General features: G+C 41.2%; 18 protein-coding genes. 7 read left to right on the top strand and 11 right to left on the bottom strand.

From position 1 onward, the window contains the following. The first annotated feature begins 42 nt into the window (after positions 1–42). The 3 genes from AC5JMK_RS21520 to AC5JMK_RS21530 all read left to right on the top strand — a co-directional run bounded on the left by AC5JMK_RS21520 (position 43) and on the right by AC5JMK_RS21530 (position 1,801). The gene (locus AC5JMK_RS21520; RefSeq protein WP_026720328.1) at positions 43–540 is read left to right on the top strand and encodes a photosystem I reaction center subunit III; all 498 of its coding nucleotides are present in this window, start codon (positions 43–45) and stop codon (positions 538–540) included. Between the two features lie 36 nt (positions 541–576). Next, a complete protein-coding gene (gene psaJ / locus AC5JMK_RS21525; RefSeq protein ID WP_096676747.1) occupies positions 577–714 on the top strand; it encodes a photosystem I reaction center subunit IX in 138 nt (45 codons plus the stop codon). 568 nt (positions 715–1,282) lie between these two features. Further along, the gene (locus AC5JMK_RS21530; RefSeq protein WP_096676749.1) at positions 1,283–1,801 is read left to right on the top strand and encodes a photosystem I reaction center protein subunit XI; all 519 of its coding nucleotides are present in this window, start codon (positions 1,283–1,285) and stop codon (positions 1,799–1,801) included. A 257-nt stretch (positions 1,802–2,058) separates the two neighbouring features. On the opposite strand, the gene gmk is transcribed toward AC5JMK_RS21530, so the two are convergent. Together gmk and remA are read right to left on the bottom strand one after the other, a co-directional pair. Next, positions 2,059–2,658 (bottom strand): guanylate kinase, encoded by a 600-nt coding sequence (gene gmk / locus AC5JMK_RS21535; RefSeq protein WP_096676751.1) that lies wholly within the window; start codon positions 2,656–2,658, stop codon positions 2,059–2,061. Positions 2,659–3,047: 389 nt separating this feature from the next. After that, positions 3,048–3,314, bottom strand: coding sequence for an extracellular matrix/biofilm regulator RemA (gene remA / locus AC5JMK_RS21540; RefSeq protein ID WP_026720330.1), 267 nt, complete (start codon positions 3,312–3,314; stop codon positions 3,048–3,050). A 710-nt stretch (positions 3,315–4,024) separates the two neighbouring features. Here remA and AC5JMK_RS21545 point away from each other — a divergent pair. Beyond that, entirely contained in the window at positions 4,025–5,386 is a 1,362-nt protein-coding gene (locus AC5JMK_RS21545) for a serine hydrolase (protein ID WP_495910995.1), read from the top strand. A gap of 83 nt (positions 5,387–5,469) precedes the next feature. On the opposite strand, the gene mraY is transcribed toward AC5JMK_RS21545, so the two are convergent. Further along, a complete protein-coding gene (gene mraY, locus AC5JMK_RS21550) occupies positions 5,470–6,570 on the bottom strand; it encodes a phospho-N-acetylmuramoyl-pentapeptide-transferase (protein WP_096676755.1) in 1,101 nt (366 codons plus the stop codon). 92 nt (positions 6,571–6,662) lie between these two features. Then, the gene (locus AC5JMK_RS21555) at positions 6,663–6,905 is read right to left on the bottom strand and encodes a DUF3134 domain-containing protein (protein WP_096676757.1); all 243 of its coding nucleotides are present in this window, start codon (positions 6,903–6,905) and stop codon (positions 6,663–6,665) included. Between the two features lie 367 nt (positions 6,906–7,272). Between AC5JMK_RS21555 and AC5JMK_RS21560 the strand changes: the two genes are divergently transcribed. Next, positions 7,273–7,857, top strand: a complete 585-nt coding sequence (locus tag AC5JMK_RS21560; protein WP_096676759.1) for a PAP/fibrillin family protein — start codon at positions 7,273–7,275, stop codon at positions 7,855–7,857. A 300-nt stretch (positions 7,858–8,157) separates the two neighbouring features. On the opposite strand, the gene clpB is transcribed toward AC5JMK_RS21560, so the two are convergent. The 4 genes from clpB to AC5JMK_RS21580 form a co-directional block, all read right to left on the bottom strand. After that, the gene (gene clpB, locus AC5JMK_RS21565) at positions 8,158–10,830 is read right to left on the bottom strand and encodes an ATP-dependent chaperone ClpB (RefSeq protein ID WP_096679075.1); all 2,673 of its coding nucleotides are present in this window, start codon (positions 10,828–10,830) and stop codon (positions 8,158–8,160) included. A 130-nt stretch (positions 10,831–10,960) separates the two neighbouring features. Further along, the gene (locus AC5JMK_RS21570) at positions 10,961–12,682 is read right to left on the bottom strand and encodes an iron uptake porin (protein WP_096676761.1); all 1,722 of its coding nucleotides are present in this window, start codon (positions 12,680–12,682) and stop codon (positions 10,961–10,963) included. A gap of 29 nt (positions 12,683–12,711) precedes the next feature. Next, entirely contained in the window at positions 12,712–13,143 is a 432-nt protein-coding gene (gene gloA / locus AC5JMK_RS21575; protein ID WP_096676763.1) for a lactoylglutathione lyase, read from the bottom strand. A gap of 278 nt (positions 13,144–13,421) precedes the next feature. Next, positions 13,422–14,048, bottom strand: coding sequence for a 4Fe-4S single cluster domain-containing protein (locus AC5JMK_RS21580; protein WP_096676766.1), 627 nt, complete (start codon positions 14,046–14,048; stop codon positions 13,422–13,424). A 1,092-nt stretch (positions 14,049–15,140) separates the two neighbouring features. On the opposite strand from AC5JMK_RS21580, the gene eno reads away from it, so the two are divergent. After that, the gene (gene eno, locus AC5JMK_RS21585; protein ID WP_096676768.1) at positions 15,141–16,421 is read left to right on the top strand and encodes a phosphopyruvate hydratase; all 1,281 of its coding nucleotides are present in this window, start codon (positions 15,141–15,143) and stop codon (positions 16,419–16,421) included. A 108-nt stretch (positions 16,422–16,529) separates the two neighbouring features. Here the strand turns inward: eno and argC are convergent, their stop codons facing one another. After that, positions 16,530–17,588, bottom strand: a complete 1,059-nt coding sequence (gene argC, locus AC5JMK_RS21590; protein WP_096676770.1) for an N-acetyl-gamma-glutamyl-phosphate reductase — start codon at positions 17,586–17,588, stop codon at positions 16,530–16,532. A 332-nt stretch (positions 17,589–17,920) separates the two neighbouring features. Here argC and ribBA point away from each other — a divergent pair, with 332 nt between their 5' ends. Further along, positions 17,921–19,624 carry a bifunctional 3,4-dihydroxy-2-butanone-4-phosphate synthase/GTP cyclohydrolase II gene (gene ribBA, locus AC5JMK_RS21595; protein ID WP_096676772.1) on the top strand — a complete coding sequence of 568 codons (1,704 nt, stop codon included), beginning with the start codon at positions 17,921–17,923 and terminating at the stop codon, positions 19,622–19,624. Positions 19,625–19,741: 117 nt separating this feature from the next. Here ribBA and AC5JMK_RS21600 read toward each other — a convergent pair whose 3' ends face one another. Next, positions 19,742–20,707 (bottom strand): N-acetylmuramoyl-L-alanine amidase, encoded by a 966-nt coding sequence (locus AC5JMK_RS21600; protein ID WP_495910996.1) that lies wholly within the window; start codon positions 20,705–20,707, stop codon positions 19,742–19,744. A gap of 1,320 nt (positions 20,708–22,027) precedes the next feature. After that, complete coding sequence (locus AC5JMK_RS21605; protein WP_495910997.1) at positions 22,028–23,254, bottom strand: dicarboxylate/amino acid:cation symporter; 1,227 nt, start codon at positions 23,252–23,254, stop codon at positions 22,028–22,030. Positions 23,255–23,338: the final 84 nt, after the last annotated feature.

Below are 23,338 nucleotides of genomic sequence, written 5' to 3' on the forward strand. Positions count from 1 at the left end.
ACAATATTAAGATTTTGTTTCGTAATGAAAGGAAACAATTCCATGCGACGCTTGTTTGCTTTGATTTTAGCTATTTGTCTTTGGTTTAACTTTGCTCCCGCCGCTAATGCACTCGGAGCTGACCTCGTACCTTGTAGTGAATCTTCTGCCTTTGCCCAGCGCGCCCAAGTAGCTCGTAATACTACTGCTGACCCCGAATCTGGTCAAAAGCGATTCGAGCGCTATTCTCAAGCGCTGTGTGGACCTGAAGGTTTACCTCACTTGATTGTTGATGGTCGTTTAGATCGCGCTGGTGACTTCTTAATTCCCAGTATTCTCTTTTTGTATATTGCTGGTTGGATTGGCTGGGTTGGTCGTGCTTATTTGCAAACAATCAAAAAGCAAGGAGGCGACGTCGAACAGAAGGAAATTCAAATCGACGTTCCTTTGGCGCTACCGATCATGCTATCTGGCTTTGCTTGGCCAGCAGCAGCAATTAAAGAATTGCTTTCTGGTGAATTAACAGCCAAGGACGAAGAAATCCCCATTTCACCACGCTAGCATTGTTTGATTTATCACCGTTTTGGAGATTAATTCATGGATAATCAAAGCCCTTTGTTTAAGTTTCTGAGTACAGCACCCGTAATTACTACGATATGGCTGTTCATTACAGCAGGCATTTTGATTGAATTCAATCGCTTTTTCCCCGACCTACTTTTCCACCCGTTGCCATAAAAAACTAACGGGTTTTCATTTTTGAAGGGTTTAGTTAGTAGGGGTGGAGCATTTGTATATGTATATTTTATCGTCAAAGCGAAAAATTTATAGTACAAATGCTTCGCCTATATAGCGAATAGTTAAATAACTAAATAAATAACTATTAATTTGTACCTACTAACAACTAACTATAAAGACTAAAAATAATCATCTAAAACTTTTTAATGTTAGAAACAATATGATTTTTATTATTTTCAGAAATAAATCACACCCTTTCATGTCTTAATTTAAAAATATCTGTTACATCCTTTGTGTTTTATTCTGATTAAAAGCCGCTTACGCGTCTAATGCATCCTACCCTAGTGGGTAGACACTCAAGTGGCTACTTACAGAAGCCACTTGAGTGTCTATGTGGTTAATTAACATAAATATTTAAAAGAAGCTAGAACCTGAAAAATTCTGTATGCTTAGATAGCAAGAGAGTAAATTAATTTTTCTAAACTTTAGTTTTCAAAAATCACACCCAAAGACAATTATTATTAATATAAAATACTGCCACCTTACTGTTGAGAGGCAAAATTAAAATATGGCGCAAGCAGTAGATGCATCCAAAAATCTTCCTAGCGATCCTAGAAATCGGGAAGTAGTTTTTCCAGCAATGCGTGATCCACAAATTGGGAATCTGGAAACACCAATTAATTCTTCTGCCTTAACCAAGTGGTTCATTAACAACTTACCTGCATATCGTCCAGGTATTACTCCCTTTAGAAGAGGGCTAGAAGTTGGTATGGCTCATGGTTACTGGATTTTTGGCCCCTTTGCCAAATTGGGTCCCCTGCGGGACGCTCCAAATGCTGACTTAGTTGGTTTATTGGGAACTGTAGGTTTGATAGCGCTTTTGTCTGTTGCCCTATCTTTGTATGCTAATAGCAATCCTCCTGAACCAGTTGCTAGCGTGACTGCACCTCATCCTTCTGAAGCTTTCCACACTAAAGAAGGCTGGAGTAATTTTGGTAGCGCTTTCTTGATTGGTGGTATTGGTGGTGCTGTTACAGCCTACTTCTTGACTGCTAATCTTGGATTAGTTCAAGGTTTGTTTGGTTAATAGATATTTGTTGCTTGTTGATGGTTGGTTGTTACTAAGAGCAAACAACTAACAACAAACAACAAAATATAAAGCAATACGGTTCAGTTAAGGATTTTTAGTAAAAAAATTGACCTGTACCAGACGCGTCATGGCGCACCTGGTACAAAGGATTATGGTCTTATCTGAACCGTATTGAAATATAAAGGACACGAACAAAAGGCTCAGTGGCTTTTGCTTTGTGTTCTTTGTTGGTTTTTTATGCAAGGAATTGATGTTTATTTAAACAAAGTTGCTTCAATAGAATTGAGAGTCGTTTCAAAATCGTCATTCACGATTTGAATATCAAATTCATCAGCAGCATTGATTTCATCTTGGGCGCGACGTAGACGACGAGCGATCGCTTCTTCAGAATCTTGTCCACGAGTACGTATCCGTTTCTCTAACTCGCTGAATGAAGGTGGCAAAATAAAAATACTGAGCGCTTGGGGAAAAGAACGGCGAATTTGTCGCGCTCCTTTTAACTCTATTTCCAGTAAAACCAATTTGCCAGAACAAATTTGGTTAAGGACTGGTTCACGGGGAGTACCATAGTAGTTGCCAGCAAATTCTGCCGACTCTAAGAATTCACCAGCTGCCACCAATTGTTCAAATTTACCACGGCTAATAAAGTAATAATCTTTGCCGTCAATTTCTCCTGGACGAGGAGAGCGAGTAGTTGCAGAAATAGAATAATAAAGTTCTGGATGACGCGCCAGAAGCGATCGCATTAAAGTGCCTTTACCAACACCACTAGGTCCGGTTAAGACAATGAGCTTGCCAGAAGATTGACAATCCTTGGTAGTAGCACCACTATGGATGGATAAAACTTGCATCATCCGCTCAACTTGTGAATCAATTAATAGACATTATTCATGAGTCGTTAGCCGTTGTGAGTTGCTAGGCCAACTATTTAATTTGAATTTTAGATTATGAAGCCACTGTGTTAGGCGGTCTGCTGCTCTTATTGCATATGGGGTTTGTCCCATTGTTGCACTTGGCGTTCGACTATAGCATGTGGCGTGATTTGGATTATACAGTTTTTGAGTCATGCCTCGCCCACAACTGGGGCGAAACAAATCGTCAATTTACTTTTTTTAATCCTCAAATCTTTCCCTTGGGGGGAATCTACTTAAAATCCAAAATCAATTTGACGAAAATGTGTCTATTTCACATGTTACTGCTGCTATGGCGCAAATAGGAGTAGCAATTTTCACCAGATCCTGATTTAGTTATCTACCGTCTGATGCTCGCGGGAAACTACGAAACGATTCGCTACTGTTTCCGGTTGAATCGCCGAAAGAATAACATGGCTGGAATCAGTAATAATTACAGCCCTGGTACGGCGACCGTAGGTTGCATCAATAAGTTGACCTCTATCACGTGCATCCGTAATGATCCGCTTAATAGGGGCAGACTCTGGACTGACAATGGCAACTACTCGGTTAGCCGACACAATATTGCCGAAACCGATGTTGATTAACTGAATGTCCATAGAAAAAACTTACACCAACTGTGGTGTGAGAAGCTTAATTAGATTATTTCCCATGTTATCCCCAAAAAATAGCAGTTACAACGCTTAACGTCACCTCAGCCACTGTTTTTTCAGAAGAAATGCTTTTTTAGCCATTTTTTATATCAATTAACCAAATATCTGCCTAAAGATATAGGTAAAATCTTAATAATCAATATATTTGCTGGATGTATATATTGAGAGCAAAAATTAGGTGTTAAGAGCGCTACGCGAAGTTAAAAATTCAACATCCAAAAAGCCCCTAATATGGTTTTTTTAATTGATTTCAGATAGTATCTTTATTTTCACGGTTCCGTATTTCATAATATATCTGTTCTCAGATATATTTCTCTTTTTGATACAAGAGTATCATAAATGTAGTTACTAACAACAATTAAAAAAACCAAAAAATTAAGGTGTTTTGTCATAAGATTCGAGCATTGAAAATCAATAGAAAAACTAATTTTCCTTAGCCTGTATAGATTTTCGTCTCCTAACCCTATCTTAGAGGAGGATAACAGGTTATTAAAATTTGTAATCAATATGAATAAACCATTTTGATTTTATGTGATTTAGTGTCACTAGCAAGGAATTCTGAATTGTTTTATACTGCATGTTTTTGGTAATATAATTACGCTTGTTGTTGTAACTATAAGTTGCAAACTAGATCTATACACAAGCCAAAAATAAATATGCACAAATCGCCCCAATACAAGGTTTCATCTCAGCAAATCTCGGCTGTTAGCTTCATTGCCAGATTTAATACTCCAACCGTGAGAATGACTATTCCATTTGTGCTAGCAGGTGCTTTGATGATTAAGTACGTAACTACACAGTCTGCAAGAACATCTGCTGCACAACCATTAAATTCACTTAACAGTGATGCTTCAGGCTCTATTTTGATTGCTGCCAAATCATCTACTCAACAATTATTTTCTACAGGTACAAATGTACCAAGTTCTGCCCTACTTCCTGCCACATCATCTACTCAAAAAACATTAAAATTACGTACTATTCCACCGCCACGTCCTAATTGGGCGATCGCCAAAGGAATGCCAATTCCTTCACGTCTTTCAGGCAAAGAAAATACACAAGTTGCCTATAATCTCGACACACCTCCAGATTTTAAACATAGCCAAGAATTGCAAAAAATTGTTAATCAAGTTGTTAGCCTTGCTGCTGCTAAAGGTTTGCCTAAAAAGCCTTTATCAATTACATTAATTGATGCCAAAACAGGTGAGACAGCAGGATACCAGCAAGATACACCCAGATATCCTGCTAGTGTTGTAAAGACGTTTTGGATGACAGTTTTATACTCCCAGATAGAGAGTGGAGTTTGGAAAAAGGAAAAAGACTTTACTCCTTATCTCGCCAAGATGATTAAGGAGTCTGATAATGAAGCTGCTAGCTATATTGTTGATCAAATTACAGCTACGCGTTCTCAATCGAGACTAAAGAGTGAAAAATTTAAGAATTGGAAAGATAAACGTGAGCAAGTAAATAGATTTTTCCGCGACGCTGGTTATAAGCGGATTAATGTGAGTCAAAAAACTTTTCCGCTTTATTACCTCAATCTTCCAGAACCTAGAGGTAGTGAATCGCAAATGTTAGGAAAGCCTAATTGGAATCCGAATCGAGTTACAAGCAGACAAGCAGCCAGATTAATGTACGAAATTTGTTATCTAAAAACGGCTGTTTCTCAAGAAGCGAGTCAAAAAATGTGCGGGTGGTTAGAAAGAGATTTAAATCCAAAAGCTTGGCAAGATCCGGATTTATATGCTTTCAATCCTGTACGAGGTTTTTTAGGTCAGTCTTTATCTAAGACTAACGTTAGTTTTCATTCTAAGGCTGGTTGGACTTCTCGCTCCCGTGCAGAAATGGCAATGGTTTCCACAGGAGATGAGAAAACAAGTTATGTTTTAACTGTTTTTGGCCACAGTCCCGCATACTCCAATAGCGTAGATATCTTTCCCCAAATATCTCGTCTTGTTTACAAACGCATGACTGCTCGCGATGCTAAACCAAAATTGAAACCGATCGCTCTTTCTAATTAATTATTTGTATTTGCTCTCAAACAAAGAACCTCCTCTGTATTCTGTATGAGGAGGTTCTTTATTATGATTATGCGTCTCAAATGTCAGAACTTGCCGATCGCCAAACAGATGACAGCCAAAATAGCACTGATAATGTAGAAGACGCCGACTACTTGTAGTTCTGACCAACCTGAAAGTTCGAGGTGATGGTGTAGAGGAGCCATTTTAAACAAACGTTTACCTTTACCATCAGGGCCTTTAGTCGCTTTATAGTAGCTGACTTGCGCCATTACAGACAGGGTTTCTACAAAAAAGATGCCACTGAGAATAAATAATGCTACTAGACTGTTAGACAGTAGTCCCACAGCAGCTAAAGCTCCTCCCAAGGCCAGAGAACCAGTATCTCCCATAAAAACACGAGCTGGGTTGCGGTTGTGTCCCAAAAAGCCTAAGCAACCACCGCTTAAAGCAGCACAAAAAATCATCAGTTCCGGTGAAGTGGAACCAACTAGCGCCCCTAACGCCAGTAATGCGATCGCAACTGTTCCTGCGGCTAATCCATCAATACCATCTGTTAAATTAGTAGCATTACTTTCTGCTACTAATACAAAACCCGCCAGAGGCCAGAACAGCAAGCCTAAAGGTAAAGACAAGCCAAAGGGTAAAGCTAAATTTGTGATGTTAGAAGGTTGATTAAAAAGCAGCCATATACAGAAGATAACCGCAAAGCCAATCTGTAGAGCAAGCTTCATCCGAGGAGAAATACCCTTGTTGGACTTGCGGCGCAAAATTTGCCAATCGTCGATCCAGCCAATTAATCCATAACCTAGTGTTAATGCAGAAACTGCTAGTACTTTTGTATCAAAGTTTGATAATATACAAGCACCTATCACCCCAACAGGAACAAAAAACACACCACCCATTGTTGGTGTACCCGCCTTTTTCAAGTGGGCTTGAGGGCCGTCTTCGCGAATGATTTGCCCTGTTTTGAGTGCTTGCAGCATTGGTACGACAAAAAAGCCCACGGCTGCTGAAATTACGGCGCATAATAGAAATGGCAAGGTGAGGGAAGTGCTAGTCCACGGCAATCTATTTGCCATGTCATCCAAAATTAGTGTTGCGACACTTAACCCTACGCCTAAAACCGAAACTAAACCTATGCCAGAAATGTTCAACCTCTGGTCAGGAGATAATTTAGCGTCCACGGATATTTCCCCTCACTCCACACTTGTACGATAGATGAACAATAGGGACTCGTTAAGCTGTTGACTGTTTAATCCTTAGTAATCTTTAGTGACTACTCTTCGTCTGGAACTACATCATCATCGTCATCAAAGTCATAATCGGCTATAGCATCATCACCACCCAAAAATTCCGAAATTTCTTCTTCGCTCTCTTGTGCAAGTTGTTGTTCTTGGACATCACGCGCTATCAGGCGACCACTATTCCCTAACCAATCCAAAAGAGAGGATTCTTGCTTTAATGGTATTACAGCAGCACGTTGAGTACGAGGTTCTTCGCGTAATGGGGAATTTAGCATATCAGACTTCAGATACAAGAAGCGTTATTATAGCTTGACATTAAGAGTCTATCACTTGATACGAAAGATTTTAGTTGATCATTCAACTAGTTACTTTCAAAATCCGACAAATTTTTTGTTTTTACTGTCAATAAAGTAAATAGTGATAGTTAGCTTGTGGTTCGGCATCTTACAAAAGTAAGAATTACTGTAAGTATTTTTGAGTACAGGTTAACAAGTAAGGGGAAAGGAAAAATCAGTCCCTTTAATCTTTTGCCTTTCTCTTTTCCTGGCTTCTGCAAAAACCTTATTGGTAGAGCGTAATACACAAAGACATCAACTTCTTGTTGTTCTTGATTAAGACTAATACTGTTTTAGGTGACAGGCAATGTTCACAAAAGCGACTTTATTAGAGGCTATTGCTGGTAAAAATCGTGGTCTTTTGGCAAGCGAACAGGATAGGCAAGCTATTTTGATTGCGATCGCCAATATCGAAGACCTTAATCCCACGCCACGTCCAGTAGAAGCTGGCGACTTACTTGATGGTAATTGGCGACTTCTTTATACCACCAGCAAAGCCCTTTTGAATCTTGATCGCTTCCCTTTGTATAAACTCGGACAAATTTATCAATGTATTCGTGTTAAAACTAACAGCGTTTACAACATTGCCGAAATTTATGGTTTACCTTTTCTTGAAGGTATAGTCAGCGTAGCTGCTAAGTTTGAACCAGTTTCAGGTCGTCGTGTCCAAGTTAAATTTGAGCGATCAATAGTCAGCTTCCAACGTTTAATTGACTACAAGTCTCCAGACAAATATATCCAACAAATAGAAGGTGGTCAAAAATTTACTGCTCTTGATTTTCCTCTCAACAGCAACGAACAACAAGGTTGGTTGGATATCACTTACTTAGATAGCGACTTACGAATTGGCAGGGGTAACGAGGGTAGCGTATTTGTTTTGACCAAAGCATAGGTTTACAAAAAATTTTCTTTGCGACTGAAGGATATTCCATGATTTGGTCTTTGTCAAGGAGGGTGTGACACCTTTTAATCGGGGAACAGGGAATAGGGAACAGGGGGCAGATAAGGCAATACGGTTCGGATAAGACAAATCAATTGACGTTTAAACCCTGTAGAGACGTTGCAGTGCAACGTCTCTACATGTCCAAAATTATGACGAAAAATTCTTAACCGAACCGTATTGAGAGATAAGAGAGAAAATTCATGCTTGTCCCCCTTGTCTTCCTTGTCCCCGATCCCCGATCCCTGTTAATTATGCTTCGCGGGATGCCTCCAGTATGTAGGAGTTGGAATTTTCTGGCACTGGTATTTGCATTACCTTTTTTTTACTAAAGGTTAACTCGTGATCTGCCTTATCAATGACAATCGTGTCCCCACCAATAAAGGTATTCTCTAAGATTTTGGTTGCGATCGCATTCTCTACTTCTCTTTGAATTGCTCGTTTAATCGGACGAGCGCCGTAAACTGGGTCATATCCAACTTCAACCAAGTAATCACAAGCAGCAGGAGATATTTCTAAAGAGATTTTTTGCTCTCTTAAGAGATTTTCTACTCGTTTGAGTTGAATACGGACGATTTGCCGCATTTCACTGCGGTTGAGGGTATGGAAAATAATTAAATCGTCAACGCGGTTGAGAAATTCGGGGCGGAAGTGCGATCGCAAACCATCCATTACCCGGTTTCGCATTTTCTCATACTGAGAGTCATCACTAGAAACATCCAGGATGTGTTCGCTACCAATATTACTAGTCATGACAATAACGGTGTTGCGAAAATCAACGGTTCGCCCCTGACTATCCGTGATTCTACCGTCATCTAGGACTTGTAGCAAAATATTAAATACATCTGGGTGAGCTTTCTCCACTTCATCCAGCAGTACAACCGAATAGGGGCGACGACGAATCGCTTCCGACAGTTGACCGCCTTCTTCGTAGCCGACGTATCCTGGAGGCGCACCCACTAACCGAGAAACCGAGTGTTTCTCCATATACTCAGACATATCCAAACGCACCAACGCGTCATCGGAATCAAACAGAAACTGGGCCAAAGCACGGGCGAGTTCTGTTTTACCAACTCCTGTTGGCCCCATGAATAAAAATGAACCGATGGGGCGACCAGGATCTTTCATTCCAGCACGGGCGCGACGAATGGCGGCGGCGACAGTTGAGACAGCTTCCTGTTGTCCGATGACTCTTTCGTGCAGATGGTGTTCGAGTTTTAGTAATTTTTGCCGTTCTGACTCCAACAAACTATTGACGGGAATTCCTGTCCATTTGGCGACGATTTCAGCAATATCGGCTTCGGTGACTTGTTCTCGTAACAGAGTTTTACCTTGACTTTGAATTTTCAGGAGTTCAGTTTCTTTCGTTTCGCGATCGCGTTGTACTCCTTCCAATTTGCCATACTTTAATTGGGCAGCTTTATTTAAATCGTAAGCCCGTTCTGCTTGTTCTATTTGTACCCGCAGCTTTTCTTCTTCTTGCTTTAAGCCGCTAATCGCCTCTAATAATTGTTTTTCGCCTTGCCATTGTCCGTTCAAATCCTGTTGTTTTGCGGTTAAATTGCTGATTTCTAGCTCAATTCGCTCTAAACGCTCTTTTGTTTGGGGTACAGCTTTTTCTTCTCCCGCTAAAGACAGCTTTTCCATCTCTAGCTGCATTAGACGACGATCAATTGTTTCCAATTCTGCTGGCTTGGAGGTAATCTCCATTTTCAACTGGGCTGCGGCTTCATCTACTAAATCAATGGCTTTGTCTGGCAAAAAGCGGTCATTAATATATCTGGCTGAGAGAATAGCAGCTGCCACCAAAGCCGAGTCTGATATTTTAACGTTGTGATGCACTTCGTAACGTTCTTTGAGTCCCCGCAAGATAGAAATAGTATTTTCCACGCTGGGCTGATCTACAAAGACCTGTTGAAAACGCCGTTCTAAGGCTGCGTCTTTCTCTATGTATTTGCGATATTCATCTAAGGTACTGGCACCAATACACCGTAGTTCTCCTCGTGCCAACATCGGTTTGAGTAAATTTCCCGCATCCATTGAACCTTGTTGCCCAGAACCCGCACCCACAACAGTGTGTAGTTCATCAATAAATAAAACAATTTGACCGTTTGATTCCGTAACTTCCCGGAGAACTGATTTAAGACGGTCTTCAAACTCACCTCTGTATTTAGCCCCAGCAATCAAACTACCCATGTCTAGGGAGATGAGTTGGCGATTTTTCAAAGATTCGGGGACATCACCATTGATAATGCGTTGTGCTAAAGCTTCAGCGATCGCAGTCTTACCAACTCCTGGTTCACCAATCAAAACAGGGTTATTTTTACTACGTCGGGACAATACCTGAATCAAGCGCCGAATTTCGTCATCTCGCCCAATTACCGGGTCGAGTTTTCCAGCTTTTGCCTGTTCTGTCAAGTCTCTACCAAATTTTTGCAAAGCTTCATAGCGAGACTCTGGATTTTGATCTGTCACTTTTTGGCTACCACGAACTAATTTAATAGCAGCTTCGAGCTTAGTAGTATCTAGATTAAAGTTTTTAACTATCCGTCGCCCGACACGTTCATCTTCTACAAAAGCCACCAGGATATGTTCTACAGATATGTAAGAATCCTTCATGCGTACTCTTGCTTCTTCGGCTAAATCTAAGAGATTATCTAAAGAACGTCCTAAATAAAGCTGATCACTTCTGCCAATTTTGGGCTGACGCCGGATATAATCCTCTAGTTGCTGTAGCAAACGGCTAGCATCCACACCAGCACGGTTCAGAATTCTTGCTGCTAACCCATTTTCTTGTTGTAATAGAGCAATTATTAAATGTTCTACATCTAATTGCTGTTGTTGATAAGCACGTACTATATCCTGAGATTTGACAATCCCTTCCCAAGCTTTATCTGTAAATTTATCTGGATCTGTAGGCTGCATCTTTATACGTATGATTTTAGGGACTGGGGGTAGGGGATCGGGGATCAGGGACTTGGAGGACAAGGGAGAATTATTTAACAAGTCTCTTCCCAATCCCCAATTCCCAATCCCCAATCCCCAATCCCTCAATTCAAAACGAGAATACACTTCTAAGGGTGGTTTGCCAAATAGTACCGTTAGAACTGTCGTTATCGGCGTTTGTTACTAGTGAAAATATTGGGGTGATACTAAGATTGTCACTAAGTTGGAGATTGTAAAAGGCTTCATAATTTGTCTGAGTCGCATTTCCTAAATCTTCGCTGACAAAAGGTTGACCGATCGCCACACCCGCAACAGTACCGGGAAGTAAGAGGTTGCGGAAACCCACACCTATAGCCCATGTCACCGGATGTAAATCTAAATCCTCATCAATAGCGGTATTATATCCATTGTAGTTACCAAATCCGAAGCGTCCAAAAATGCCTGCATTCCGGTTGAGGCTATACTCGGCATTGACACCAAAGGCATTAATATCTGTATTATTAATCAGAGCGTTTGTATATTGCAGTCTCAAGGCTAGTTTGTCGCTGGGCGAATATTCGACTTCTACACTGGCTTGATAGCGATCGCCAAATAAGCCCCCTTCTGTACTGGTAGAATTTGCTTGGTCAGCATCAGCAGCAATGTAAAGCGATCGCAGCGTAAATTCACCATCACCTGGACTCCACTGCACAGCAGCACCTGCACCCCCATTGCGATCAATTTGATTTTGGACAATCAGAGGATTATTTAAAAAGAAGCTAGAACTAAAATCAACGGCTTCGTTATTAGCATATTTATTGTGATCAATAAAATCTCGTGGTGACATTTTTGCACCCACTGTCACCGCCACATCTTCGGAAGGACGAAAACTATAATGTAAGCGTCTCAACTTGAGATCAGAGTCTACTTCTACATAATCAAGTCCACCACCATCGGCAATTAAACCAGTAGTTCCTAGCAGGTTATCATCATCTTTTTGTGCCAAACCAATCGCATCACCACCATTGTTACCAGCTTCTAGTTGAGTTAGCAGTAGGTCTTGTTGATTGAAGCTAGTAGAAAGGGTTAGGCGCGTACGAGAAATTACAGTTTTGTTAGCATCAGTACCATCACTCAAAGCAATAATAGCTTCACCATGTAATTTCGTAGTCGTAGAAAATTGATGTGCTTGTAATTCGCTGTTGCGTGCTTCTAAACCATCAACACGTTGGTTTAAATCATCCAAAGCCGAACGAAATTCTTTTTGCAATCGCCGTAAGACAACCATGTCTTCTTGGATAAAGCGATCGCTCATACTATTAGCAATAATATCTTCAACCTTAGATAAGGTAGTCGCCAGAGCGACAGCAAACTCATAACGACTAAGAGGACGATTACCACCAAAAGTGCCATCTGCATAACCAGAGATGACACCATATTTTTCCATGAGTGATACTAATGCTTGATAAGCCCAGTCTGTAGGCTTGACATCAGACAATTCTGAGACAGAAGTTTGCTGTGTTAGCAAGTCAGAATTGAGGTCGGGACTATTAAATGATTCATTTTGTACTGACAATTCAGAATTTGCGATCGCTGAAAACTCTGTTTGCCAAGCACTAGTATCAATATCTGGAGGTAATACTTCCACTTTTTTATTTGTGGGTGTATTCACCTCTGGCATCGCCGCTTGTAAACTTAAGTCAGGGTTTTGAGTTTCTGGTGGCTGTTGAATTAGCAGAGAATCCGCCCTTGAGGGTAAGCAAGTGTGGGTAAAAAAGCCCCAACCGACTAAACCCCCCGCTAAGATTTTTGGCGAATGAATCCTCCATTGTCGGCATTGCTTGACGCTCAATTATATACTCCTGCAATTCTGTTTGAGAATTACTGAGTTACAAGTTTTTGTTCTTCCTGTTTGGCAGTAGAACCTTGAGTACCCAGTTGAATAAGTTCTACTTTATACCCATCTGGGTCTTCTACAAAAGCAATGACCGTAGAACCATGTTTCATTGGCCCTGGTTCTCGTACTACTTTTCCACCACGTTTTTTAATTTCTTCACACGTCCCATAAATATCATCGACTCCGATGGCAATGTGACCATAGGCATTACCCAAATCATACTTATCTACGCCCCAGTTATAAGTTAATTCAATAACTGTGTGGTCGCTTTCTTCACCATAACCAATAAAAGCCAGAGTAAATTCTCCCCCTGGATAATCTTTTTGCCGCAGCAATTTCATTCCCAAAATTTCACAATAGAACTTCAGCGATTCTTCCAAATTGCCAACACGCAGCATTGTGTGTAGAAGTCGCATAACTATCTCCGGTTGTGGTGATTGGTCGTGATTGTTCTCTAAATATTCTAAACTGCCAACACTCTTAAATCACCTCCTTAGATCACAACATGCTGTCGTTATGACACAACAAGTTGTCGTTATGACACAACATGCTGTCGTTATGACACAACAAGTTGTCGTTATGACACAACATGCTGTCGTTATGACACAACATGCTGTCGTTAGATCACAACATGCTGTCGTTAGATCACAACATGCTGTCGTTAGATCACATGTTGCTGTGCCAAACCTATCTCCTAATCTTCCAATTCCAACTTTCCCCGGTAACCAGTTACAAGTCGGCTACCATCTTTAAAAATATGAATTTCGATTTGATCGCTTGCCCAAGAAATGTTATCTTGCAAAGCTGGATTGAAAACGTGAACCCGTTGATTGCTAGATGAAACAGGAGAATTGGGTGAATTTAGTGCTAATGATTCAATGTAGGGACCGTCAATAAGTATATCTAACTGATCTAGTAATTCTTGAGACCCAGCAGGAGCGTATTCAGATTGTAATTGCTCTAAAGTAAAACCACTAAATGACATCACATTGAGTCCCGCCGCTTTAACTTTGCGCGCCACACTTGCCAACGCCGCCGCTTGCCAAAAGGGTTCACCACCAGAAAAAGTCACACCTTGATTGCGGGGATTACTGAGAATTTTTTCTGCAAGATGATCTATGGTTACAAGTTGATTCATCTCAAATGACCAAGATTCTGTGTTAAAGCAACCGGGACATTCCCGCAAGCATCCTTGTACCCAAACCACAGCACGACATCCAGGCCCATTCACTTCAGATTCATCCACATAACCCATAATGTTGAGATATCCGGCGGGAATCTGCATTAGTGACATGTATGAATCGGTTTTATTTTGAGTCATAGTTTTTTCTCTGTAACTAATGTATGTATAGCAATCCGATTTGATTAATGAATTTACTCGTGGAGGCAGGCAATAGGCAATAGGCAATAGGCAATAGGGAAAGAAAGAAAAAAAGGAAGCTAGATGTGTACTGAGTTTTGTTCAAAAATCAAATAGGAATCCTATAGATCAGTAAAGTATTGATATTTAGGCAACTACACCGAGCCTTTTCCAACATGCAACTGCGGTTGACAGAGTTATATTTGCAGGCTACAGGTAAAAGATGAGAAACTCGTGAGGGAAGTGGGGGCTACGGTGTACACACAAGTCGAATTACTTAATCCCCCCTTGCAAAGCAGGGTGGTTTCATACGAAAAAAGAAAAATATGGAAGTGTGTATTTCTCGTTTTGAAGCATAGATTTTTACCCCTCTCCAAACCTCTCCCCTTATTAAGGGGAGAGGCTTTAAAAGAAGATTTTAATTTTTCTCTGCTTGTATGAAACCACCCTGCTTAATCCCCCCTTGCAAAGGGCTACGGTGTACACAGAAGTCTTATAAAGTTGCCTAGTAGCGTTTTGATCCCCCCTAACCCCCCTTAAAAAAGGGGGAACTAGAATCAAAGTCCCCCTTAAAAAGGGGGATTTAGGGGGATCAGAGGATTTATGTGTACACCGCAGCTTGCAAAGGGGGGAAAGTGTTCCCTCCCTTTGCAAGGGGAGGGTTAGGGAGGGGTAATTCGAGAACTGGTAGCAATTCGATAACTTGTGTGTACACCGTAGGGGAAGTGGGGGAGGGGACAAGGAGGACAAGGGGGACAAACTATTAATTGATTTCCAGCCAATAATCAACAATCAATCATTCTTAATTTATCGATGTGTATCTATATTGAACTGTGGTTTGATACACAGAAATTGAATAACTGGGAACTACGATAGATAGATTATGCCTGAGTATGTGATACCCAATCCTTAGTCTCAAATCCTAACCCCTAAAATCTTCGTTAATCTCTGCCTTAATAATCCTTCAACAGCCTATGCTAGATAGTCGGGCTAGCCACTGTGAGTGTTTGTGTTAGCGGTAAAAACTAATTCACAAAAAGGACAAAGAAATAGATGATTGATACTGCTATTGAAGCAATTGTGGCTCGCGAAATTCTTGACTCGCGGGGTAGACCAACAGTAGAAGCAGAAGTACATTTAATGAATGGTGCTGTGGGACTGGCGCAGGTTCCGAGTGGTGCGTCAACTGGCACTTTTGAAGCCCACGAATTACGCGATGGAGACAAAAGTCGTTATGGGGGTAAGGGAGTACTCAAAGCAGTGCAAAATCTCAAGGAGATAATTGTCCCAAAATTATTACATATGGATGCCCTGAATCAGGAATTCCTTGACCGCACGATGATTACTCTCGATGGTTCTCCTAACAAGTCTAATCTGGGTGCGAATGCGATTTTGGCAGTTTCTTTAGCAGCAGCCAAAGCAGGGGCTGAGTCTTTAGATATTCCTTTATATCGTTATTTGGGTGGGCCTTTAGCGAATTTGTTACCTGTGCCATTAATGAATGTCATTAATGGTGGCGCCCATGCAGCAAATAATGTGGATTTTCAAGAATTTATGGTCGTTCCCATCGGGGCGTTGTCTTTCCGAGAAGCGTTACGATGGGGTGCGGAGGTATTCGCTACCCTTAGCCAGGTATTAGATGAGAAGGGTTTACTTACTGGTGTGGGAGATGAAGGCGGTTTTGCACCTAATTTAGAGTCAAATCAAGTGGCTTTAGAATTGCTGGTTGCTGCGATTGAAAAAGCTGGTTACAAACCAGGGGAACAAGTAGCTTTGGCGTTGGATGTGGCTGCTAGTGAGTTTTACAAAGATGGGCAGTATGTTTATGATGGTAAGCCCCACTCACCAGCTGAGTTTGTTGACTATCTCGCTCAACTAGTTGATCAATATCCGATTGTGTCAATTGAAGATGGGTTGCACGAGGAAGACTGGCAAAATTGGCAATTACTCACCCAGAAGTTAGGCGATCGCGTCCAGTTGGTAGGAGATGATTTGTTTGTTACGAACGCCACTCGTCTACAAAAGGGTATTGATCTCAAAGCTGGTAACGCAATTCTGATTAAACTTAATCAAATTGGTTCACTAACCGAAACTTTGGAAACCATTGACTTGGCAACTCGCAACGGTTTGCGATCAGTGATCAGCCATCGTTCTGGTGAAACAGAAGACACAACAATCGCTGATCTTGCTGTCGCCACTCGTGCTGGCCAAATCAAAACAGGTTCTCTTTGTCGCAGTGAACGAGTTGCAAAATACAACCGTTTGCTGCGAATTGAAGATGAATTAGGCGATCGCGCCGTATATGCTGGTGTGGTAGGTATGGGGCCAAAATAGGGAACGGGGATCGGGGACAAGGGGATAAGGGGACAAGGGGACAAGGGGGAATTATTTAACAAGTTTCTTCCCAATCCCCAATCCCCAATCCCCAATCCCCGATCCCCATTACGGATAAAAACCCAACTTCGGTAATCCCAAGGTTTCATCCCAACCCATCATGATGTTCATACACTGAATTGCTTGACCTGCTTGCCCTTTGATGAGATTGTCGATCACTGACATCACGATCGCTCTGCCTGTGCGTGGGTCAACTTCTATACCGATATAACAAAGATTACTACCACAAGCCCATTTGGTTTGGGGGTAAATACCAGGATCACAAATTCTTACCCAAGGAGAGTTGCGATAAAAGGCTCTATAAATGGTAATTAAGTCATCTCTGACTAAGCCAGGATCGCGTAAGGAAGCATACACCGTGGATAAAATGCCACGTACCATCGGAATCAGATGCGGAGTAAATTGTATGGTGAGTTCATGACCTGCTAGTTCGCTGCAAATCTGCTCAATTTCCGGTGTATGACGGTGACGGGCGACACTATAAGCTGCGAGGGAATTATCTGCTTCGGCTAATAACATGTTGATTTTAGCTTCCCTCCCACCGCCCGATGTGCCAGATTTAGCATCAATAATGGCTGTTTCGGGGATGATTAACCCTTGTTTGAGGAGTGGAGATACTGCAAGCAGACTAGCGGTAGGGTAGCAACCAGGACACCCGACTAATTGGGCTTCGGCAATGCGATCGCGATACAATTCTGGTAGTCCATACACTGCTGTTGCAGCAGTAGCATTATCTTGCCGTTGTTTGCCATACCAAGCTGTGTAAGTTGCCAAGTTGCTAAATCGATAGTCAGCACTCAAATCGAGTACTAGACATCCTTTTTCTAATAATTTTGGAGCAAGTTGGCAAGCCAGACCATTCGGTACCGAGAGAAAAACTACTTCACAACGGTCAGCAATAATTTCTGGATCTACTGCTTCTATCGATAGATTGACTGTATGAGCTAAATGTGGATATATATCCCCAAACAGCTTACCAGCAGTGCTATCACCACCTAAGTAAACAAGTTCTACTTCTGGATGATCAATCAGTAGACGCACCAACTGAACACCACCATAGCCTGACGCGCCTACAATTCCAACGGTTACGCGTCTAAAATTGCCCATGATAATAAGATCCTTATCCGCTTTTGGTTAACCTGTTGTCAGCTATCAACAATTGACGCTTTAGCTCAAAGCTATTAGCTCTTAGCATATGACGGCGCAAAATTGAATGCTAACCCCTGATGATTTTGAACTGTTGCTGAATTTAAGTACTAAAACCTAATTTTAGCCGTAGACTTTTTCGCTATGTTATATGAAAAAATAACTCATCCCACGGCGCATGAAAACATAGCTCTGCTCGTTTGCATGAAAACCAATGACCAATGACTAATGACTAGGGTACAATCTGAAAAATAGGATTTGTAAAAAAAATTTACCTTTGGTAGCTAAAATCTGTGTCTCAGATCAAGACAACTTCAACCCAAGCCTTTGAATTTGATTCAATTGACGCCGCTTTGGCAGATTTGAAAGCTGGCCGTGTCATTGTGGTAGTAGATGACGAAAACCGAGAAAATGAAGGCGATTTGATTTGTGCTGCTCAATTTGCGACTCCAGACACAATCAATTTCATGGCGGTAGAAGCGCGGGGGTTGATTTGTCTTGCGATGACGGGCGATCGCCTTGATGAACTAGACTTGCCTTTGATGGTGAGTAATGTTGTTACCGAAAGTCATAATACTACATACGACAATCAAACAGCCTTTACTATAAGCATAGATGCTGGCTTTCATCTAGGTGTAACTACAGGTATTTCTGCGGAAGATCGTGCCAAAACGATCCAAGTAGCTATCAACCCTACCACAAAACCCAGCGATTTACGCCGCCCTGGTCACATCTTCCCCATACGTGCCAAGCAGGGAGGTGTATTAAAAAGAGCCGGACATACAGAAGCAGGTGTTGATTTAGCTCGATTAGCAGGGCTATACCCAGCAGGAGTCATTTGTGAGATTCAAAATCCTGATGGCTCGATGGCGCGATTACCACAATTAATTAAGTATGCTCAACTTCATAACTTAAAGATTATCAGTATTGCGGACTTAATCAGCTACCGTCTTCAGCACGATCGCTTGATTATTCGCGAAACTGTCACCAAATTGCCTAGTCAGTTTGGACAATTTAATATTTATGCATATCGCCATACATTGGATAATACTGAGCATGTAGCAATTGTTAAAGGTGATCCAGCGACGTTTAAAGATGAGCCAGTTATGGTGCGAATGCACTCAGAATGCTTAACAGGTGATGCTTTGGGTTCTCTGCGTTGTGATTGTCGGATGCAACTACAAGCAGCCTTGAAAATGATTGAAAATGCAGGACAAGGTGTTGTAGTATACCTACGCCAAGAAGGACGAGGAATTGGACTGATTAATAAATTAAAAGCCTACTCATTACAAGACATGGGGCTGGATACAGTTGAGGCTAATGAGCGCTTGGGATTTCCGGCGGATTTGCGTAACTACGGCATGGGAGCGCAAATGCTCATGGATTTAGGTGTACATAAAATACGTTTGATTACCAACAATCCTCGTAAAATTGCGGGATTAAAAGGTTATAGCTTGGAAGTAGTTGATCGCGTGCCATTATTAATAGAAGCTAATGACTACAACTCCTATTACCTGAGTACAAAAGCGAAAAAATTGGGTCACATGCTGCTGCAAACATATTTGCTGACAATGGCGATCCACTGGGAAGATGATCCACAAGCAGTGACAGAACGCTACGAACGCTTGGAGAAACTGCGTCATTTAGCCAAAAGTCATGATTTATTGTTACAAGAAGAAGCACGTCCCTTAGCGATCGCCTTGTTTGACAAACCATCTTTAACAGTACATCTGGGTTTTGATCAATCACAACTAGCAACTCATGACTGGTACAAACAAAAAAATCATCCTTATGTGCAGGCGATCGGGCAAATTCTTGATTATGTTGTCAGTCTACCTTATATACAAAAGCTAGAGTTTTTGATTTCTCCTGGTGTCGATCCCCTGAGTAATTTGCAAGTGCAACTAGATCGCCAGACTTTCTCAGCAGATACTTTACCTTCATCAATTTGTTGTGAACAGTTGGAAACACAGAAAATATATAGTTTTCATCTTTAAAGGAATCGGGAATCGGGAATCGCGGACAAAACAAATCAAAAGTCAAAAGTCAAAATTGGGAAGGGAGATAAGGGAGGAATAAACACCAATCCCCAATCCCCAATCCCCGATTCCTGTTCAAGAAATCGACTGACGAAAAGAATGAAGTAAATTAAAAAACTTATCAAAATCAAAACTGCGGGGATCGATTCTTGTACCTGAACGATCTACATCTCGATGGGTAGTAATGCGCTCATCTGGAACGCTACTCTGAGCGATTAACCAAGCTAGAGAATAATATTGTGCATCGGTGTAACCGATATGATATGGTTCATTGTTACGACCTTCTAGTGGTGTTTCTAGAGAGACGTGATAAGCAAAATTATTCACCGATGGTTCTAAACCAGGATTAGTTTGTACAGTTTCTGATCCATTTGATCCATCAAAAACTGAGTTACCAGCACCAAAAGCACGTTTGTCCGGTGGGACTATATAGATAATTGTCCCATTTAGGGTAATTAAGCTATGGTAGCTTACTTGCTTGTTTTCATCAGTATGAGGCGCTTGAAAGGTATTAATCGCACTAGATGCAGAATCGCTGGTTTCGTGAAGTACTATAATGGCTTGATTGTTAAGTGGTACACCATTTATATCTGTAGTAAAACGTTCTCCATAATTACTTGGGTTGGCTAAAGCAATTTCATAACTGGGTGTATATTGTTTAAAAGCTTTAGTCGTTTTAAACGAATATTGAGGAATATTTTGTAATTGTTCTGCTTGCTTATTTGTTGATACAGGCTTATTAGTGGAAGATGGCGTCGGAGACTTTTGCAGTTTGTCTGCTTGTTTATTCTTTGATTCAAGCTTGGGAGTTGAATCAGTTTTTGTTAATGATTTGGAAGAGTCTTGAAATTCCTCTTCCTGCTCGTTCGCTGCTTGTAGCTGTACTTTGGCTGGACTCCAAGCAGCAAGATCTAAATCTGTACTTGATGGGTTGCTGCTATTTGACTGTAAATTTGCTTTCCCTACAACAAGAACAACAGTTAAAGATATAAGCATCAAAGAAATTAGTAGCAATCTATTAATCCAGACGCTAAAACTCATATGTTTAAAAATAAAAATATTGCTTATACCAATTAAATATGAAGCTGCACATTATTTTAACCCCTCCCAACCTCCCCTTGGTAAGGGGAGGTGCCAAGGCGGTGGGGTTCTTTCTATGCATCTTCATATGGAAATGGTATTAAATTTATACTAATATATTCGCTTGAATAGAAAAAATTTACTATCACATTGAAAACACTACCTTAAATTGGGCATTGGGAAGAGCGATTTTTCCCCATTTCCCAACACGCTTGGTGGCAATTCTGAACACCAAAGCCAAGTTTTGAGGGAGCATCCCAAATGTTCAAAAAACGCCTGCGATTGAAATCGCAGTCTCATAGTGAAACTCTGCTGAAGCAGACTGTTTGATTTTATGAAGTCGTCTGAAGACGACTTGCGCTATTAGCAAAGGGTTTAAACCCTTTGCTTTATGGTATTTTGAAAAAATTGGGATGCTCCCAGTTTTGAGGACCTTCCTGGCTGTGATATTGGCTGAGAATGTCAACAGCCAGATTCACCTTACCAGGCTATTCCTTGAGTTTGTTTGTAAGGATAACACCAAATATCTATCTCTAATTGTAAAAAATATAACTAATAGCACTTGGGAAATCACTTTAATAAGCGATCGCCTTTACGAAATCTCTATTGACGCAAGCTCCAAATTACCGTAGGAAAAGAATAGGTATATAGGATTGTAGAGATAGGTTTACAAACTAGTCACTGTCAGGAGGATCGGAAGAATTCCGGATAGATTCTATGAAAGCTAGAATAGACAGTCAGTTAACCACTTATTCTTATATATTTATGTTAATTCATAATTTTAAATGGTTACTTAAGATACCTATAAAAAAATAACATACAAAATTGAGCAATTAGCTTCCCTTTTTTTCCGCAATTGCCCCAAAGACAACTGAATATACATTGTGTACGGTTTAACTAGGCAATAAGTAATTGGCATCTTTCAAAATGGATGCTCTCTACCGCGACGAAGTTTTATCTTATATATTGTCTTGCTCCTATGACTCCAAAACACACCAAGCTCAAATTCCCTCTGTTGCAATATCTGAATCAGCCTTTGTTTAGTTCTAATACCAAATTGGTATTGAATCCTCGACGCTTCGCTCATCTCTACAGAATAGAACTTCTCAAAAAATGCTGGAGGAGGGAATGTGACGCTAAGGGGCCTTTTTTTAGTTAGGGAATAGTGATCGGGGATCGAGGATTCTCCAGAGGAGATGTACTCGCGTTCGGGGACAAGGAGGACAACTAATCAGTGATCACTGTTAACTGTTAACTGTTAACTGATTCATCCCCTATCCCCTATCCCCTATCCTTCTTACCATCGAGTAAAGCACTGACAGTCATATCTCCCATCACATTAATAGCAGTACGACAGCGATCCAAAAACCAGTCTACGGTTACAAGTACGGCAATATATTGTGTAGGCAAACCTACGGAAGTAAAGACGAGAGTCATAGTCACTAGTCCAGCATTAGGAATGTTAGCCGCACCGACTGAAGCAAAAATCGAAGTGAGAACGACAAGAAGTTGTTGCCCAATATTTAAATGTTGTCCCAATACTTGAGAAATAAATAAAGCAGACATTGCCTCGTAAAGAGCCGTACCATCATTATTGAAATTCGCTCCGACTAATGCTCCCAAAGCTGCGGAAGATTCCCGTAAGCCGATTTTTGTTTGCAAAACTTCAAAGGTGACGGGCATTGTTGCCCCGGAAGAAGATGTGGAAAAAGCCATCACAAAGGCGTCGGAACCACCACGCAAGAAATTAACTGGTTTTACCCAAGAACCAAATTTAACTCTACTCAGGTAGTAGCAAGCTTGTAGCACCAGTGCTACTAACACCGCCAAAATAAAGGCTCCCAAAGATATAAACGGCTCGAAACCTTCTTTGGCAACTGTAGAGGCGACAATACCAAAAACAGCCAAGGGTACTAAACTTATCACCCAGTTTAGGATACGGATCACAGCCTCAAACAAAATTGAAATTACATTTTCAATGGGCTTGTATTCATTCTTACCTTGTGTCACCATCTCTGATTTAATGGCACGTAGAACAATACCAAAAGACAGAGCAATTACAATTAACTGGATGACATTGTTATTGACTAAAGGCTCAAGAATTGCTTTTGGGATTGCATCTTGAATCAGCCCCCAGGGATCGAATTTTTCCTGTGGCAAACCTGTACCTGTACCACCTGGAGCCGACAAACGTCCCCATGTACCAGGGCGCAGGAGATTTGCTACCAAAAGTCCGATAAATATTGCTACTGTAGTATTGGTGAGCAGTAGCACCGCCAAACGTCGTCCAGCAGTACCAGGAATATTTGCCGTCATGAAAGTATGCAGCACTGCTACCAAAATCAACGGCGGAGCTAGGGCGCGCAGAGCCTTAAGTATTAACTCGGCGGGAATAGCCAGGTTCTTGATTAGGGCTTCATTTGCTGGGCTGGGGTTGCCTGCACCTAGTAAAAATCCGACTGCGATCGCCAATATTAAGGCAATAATAATTTGTAATGTGAGTGGGATTTTTTGCCACCAAGGACGGCCTTTTTTTTCCTAGAGCGGTAAAACTTGCTAGAGAAGAGCAAAAATCTGGTAACGTAAGGATTA

It is taken from the genome of Pelatocladus sp. (genome assembly GCF_059505505.1).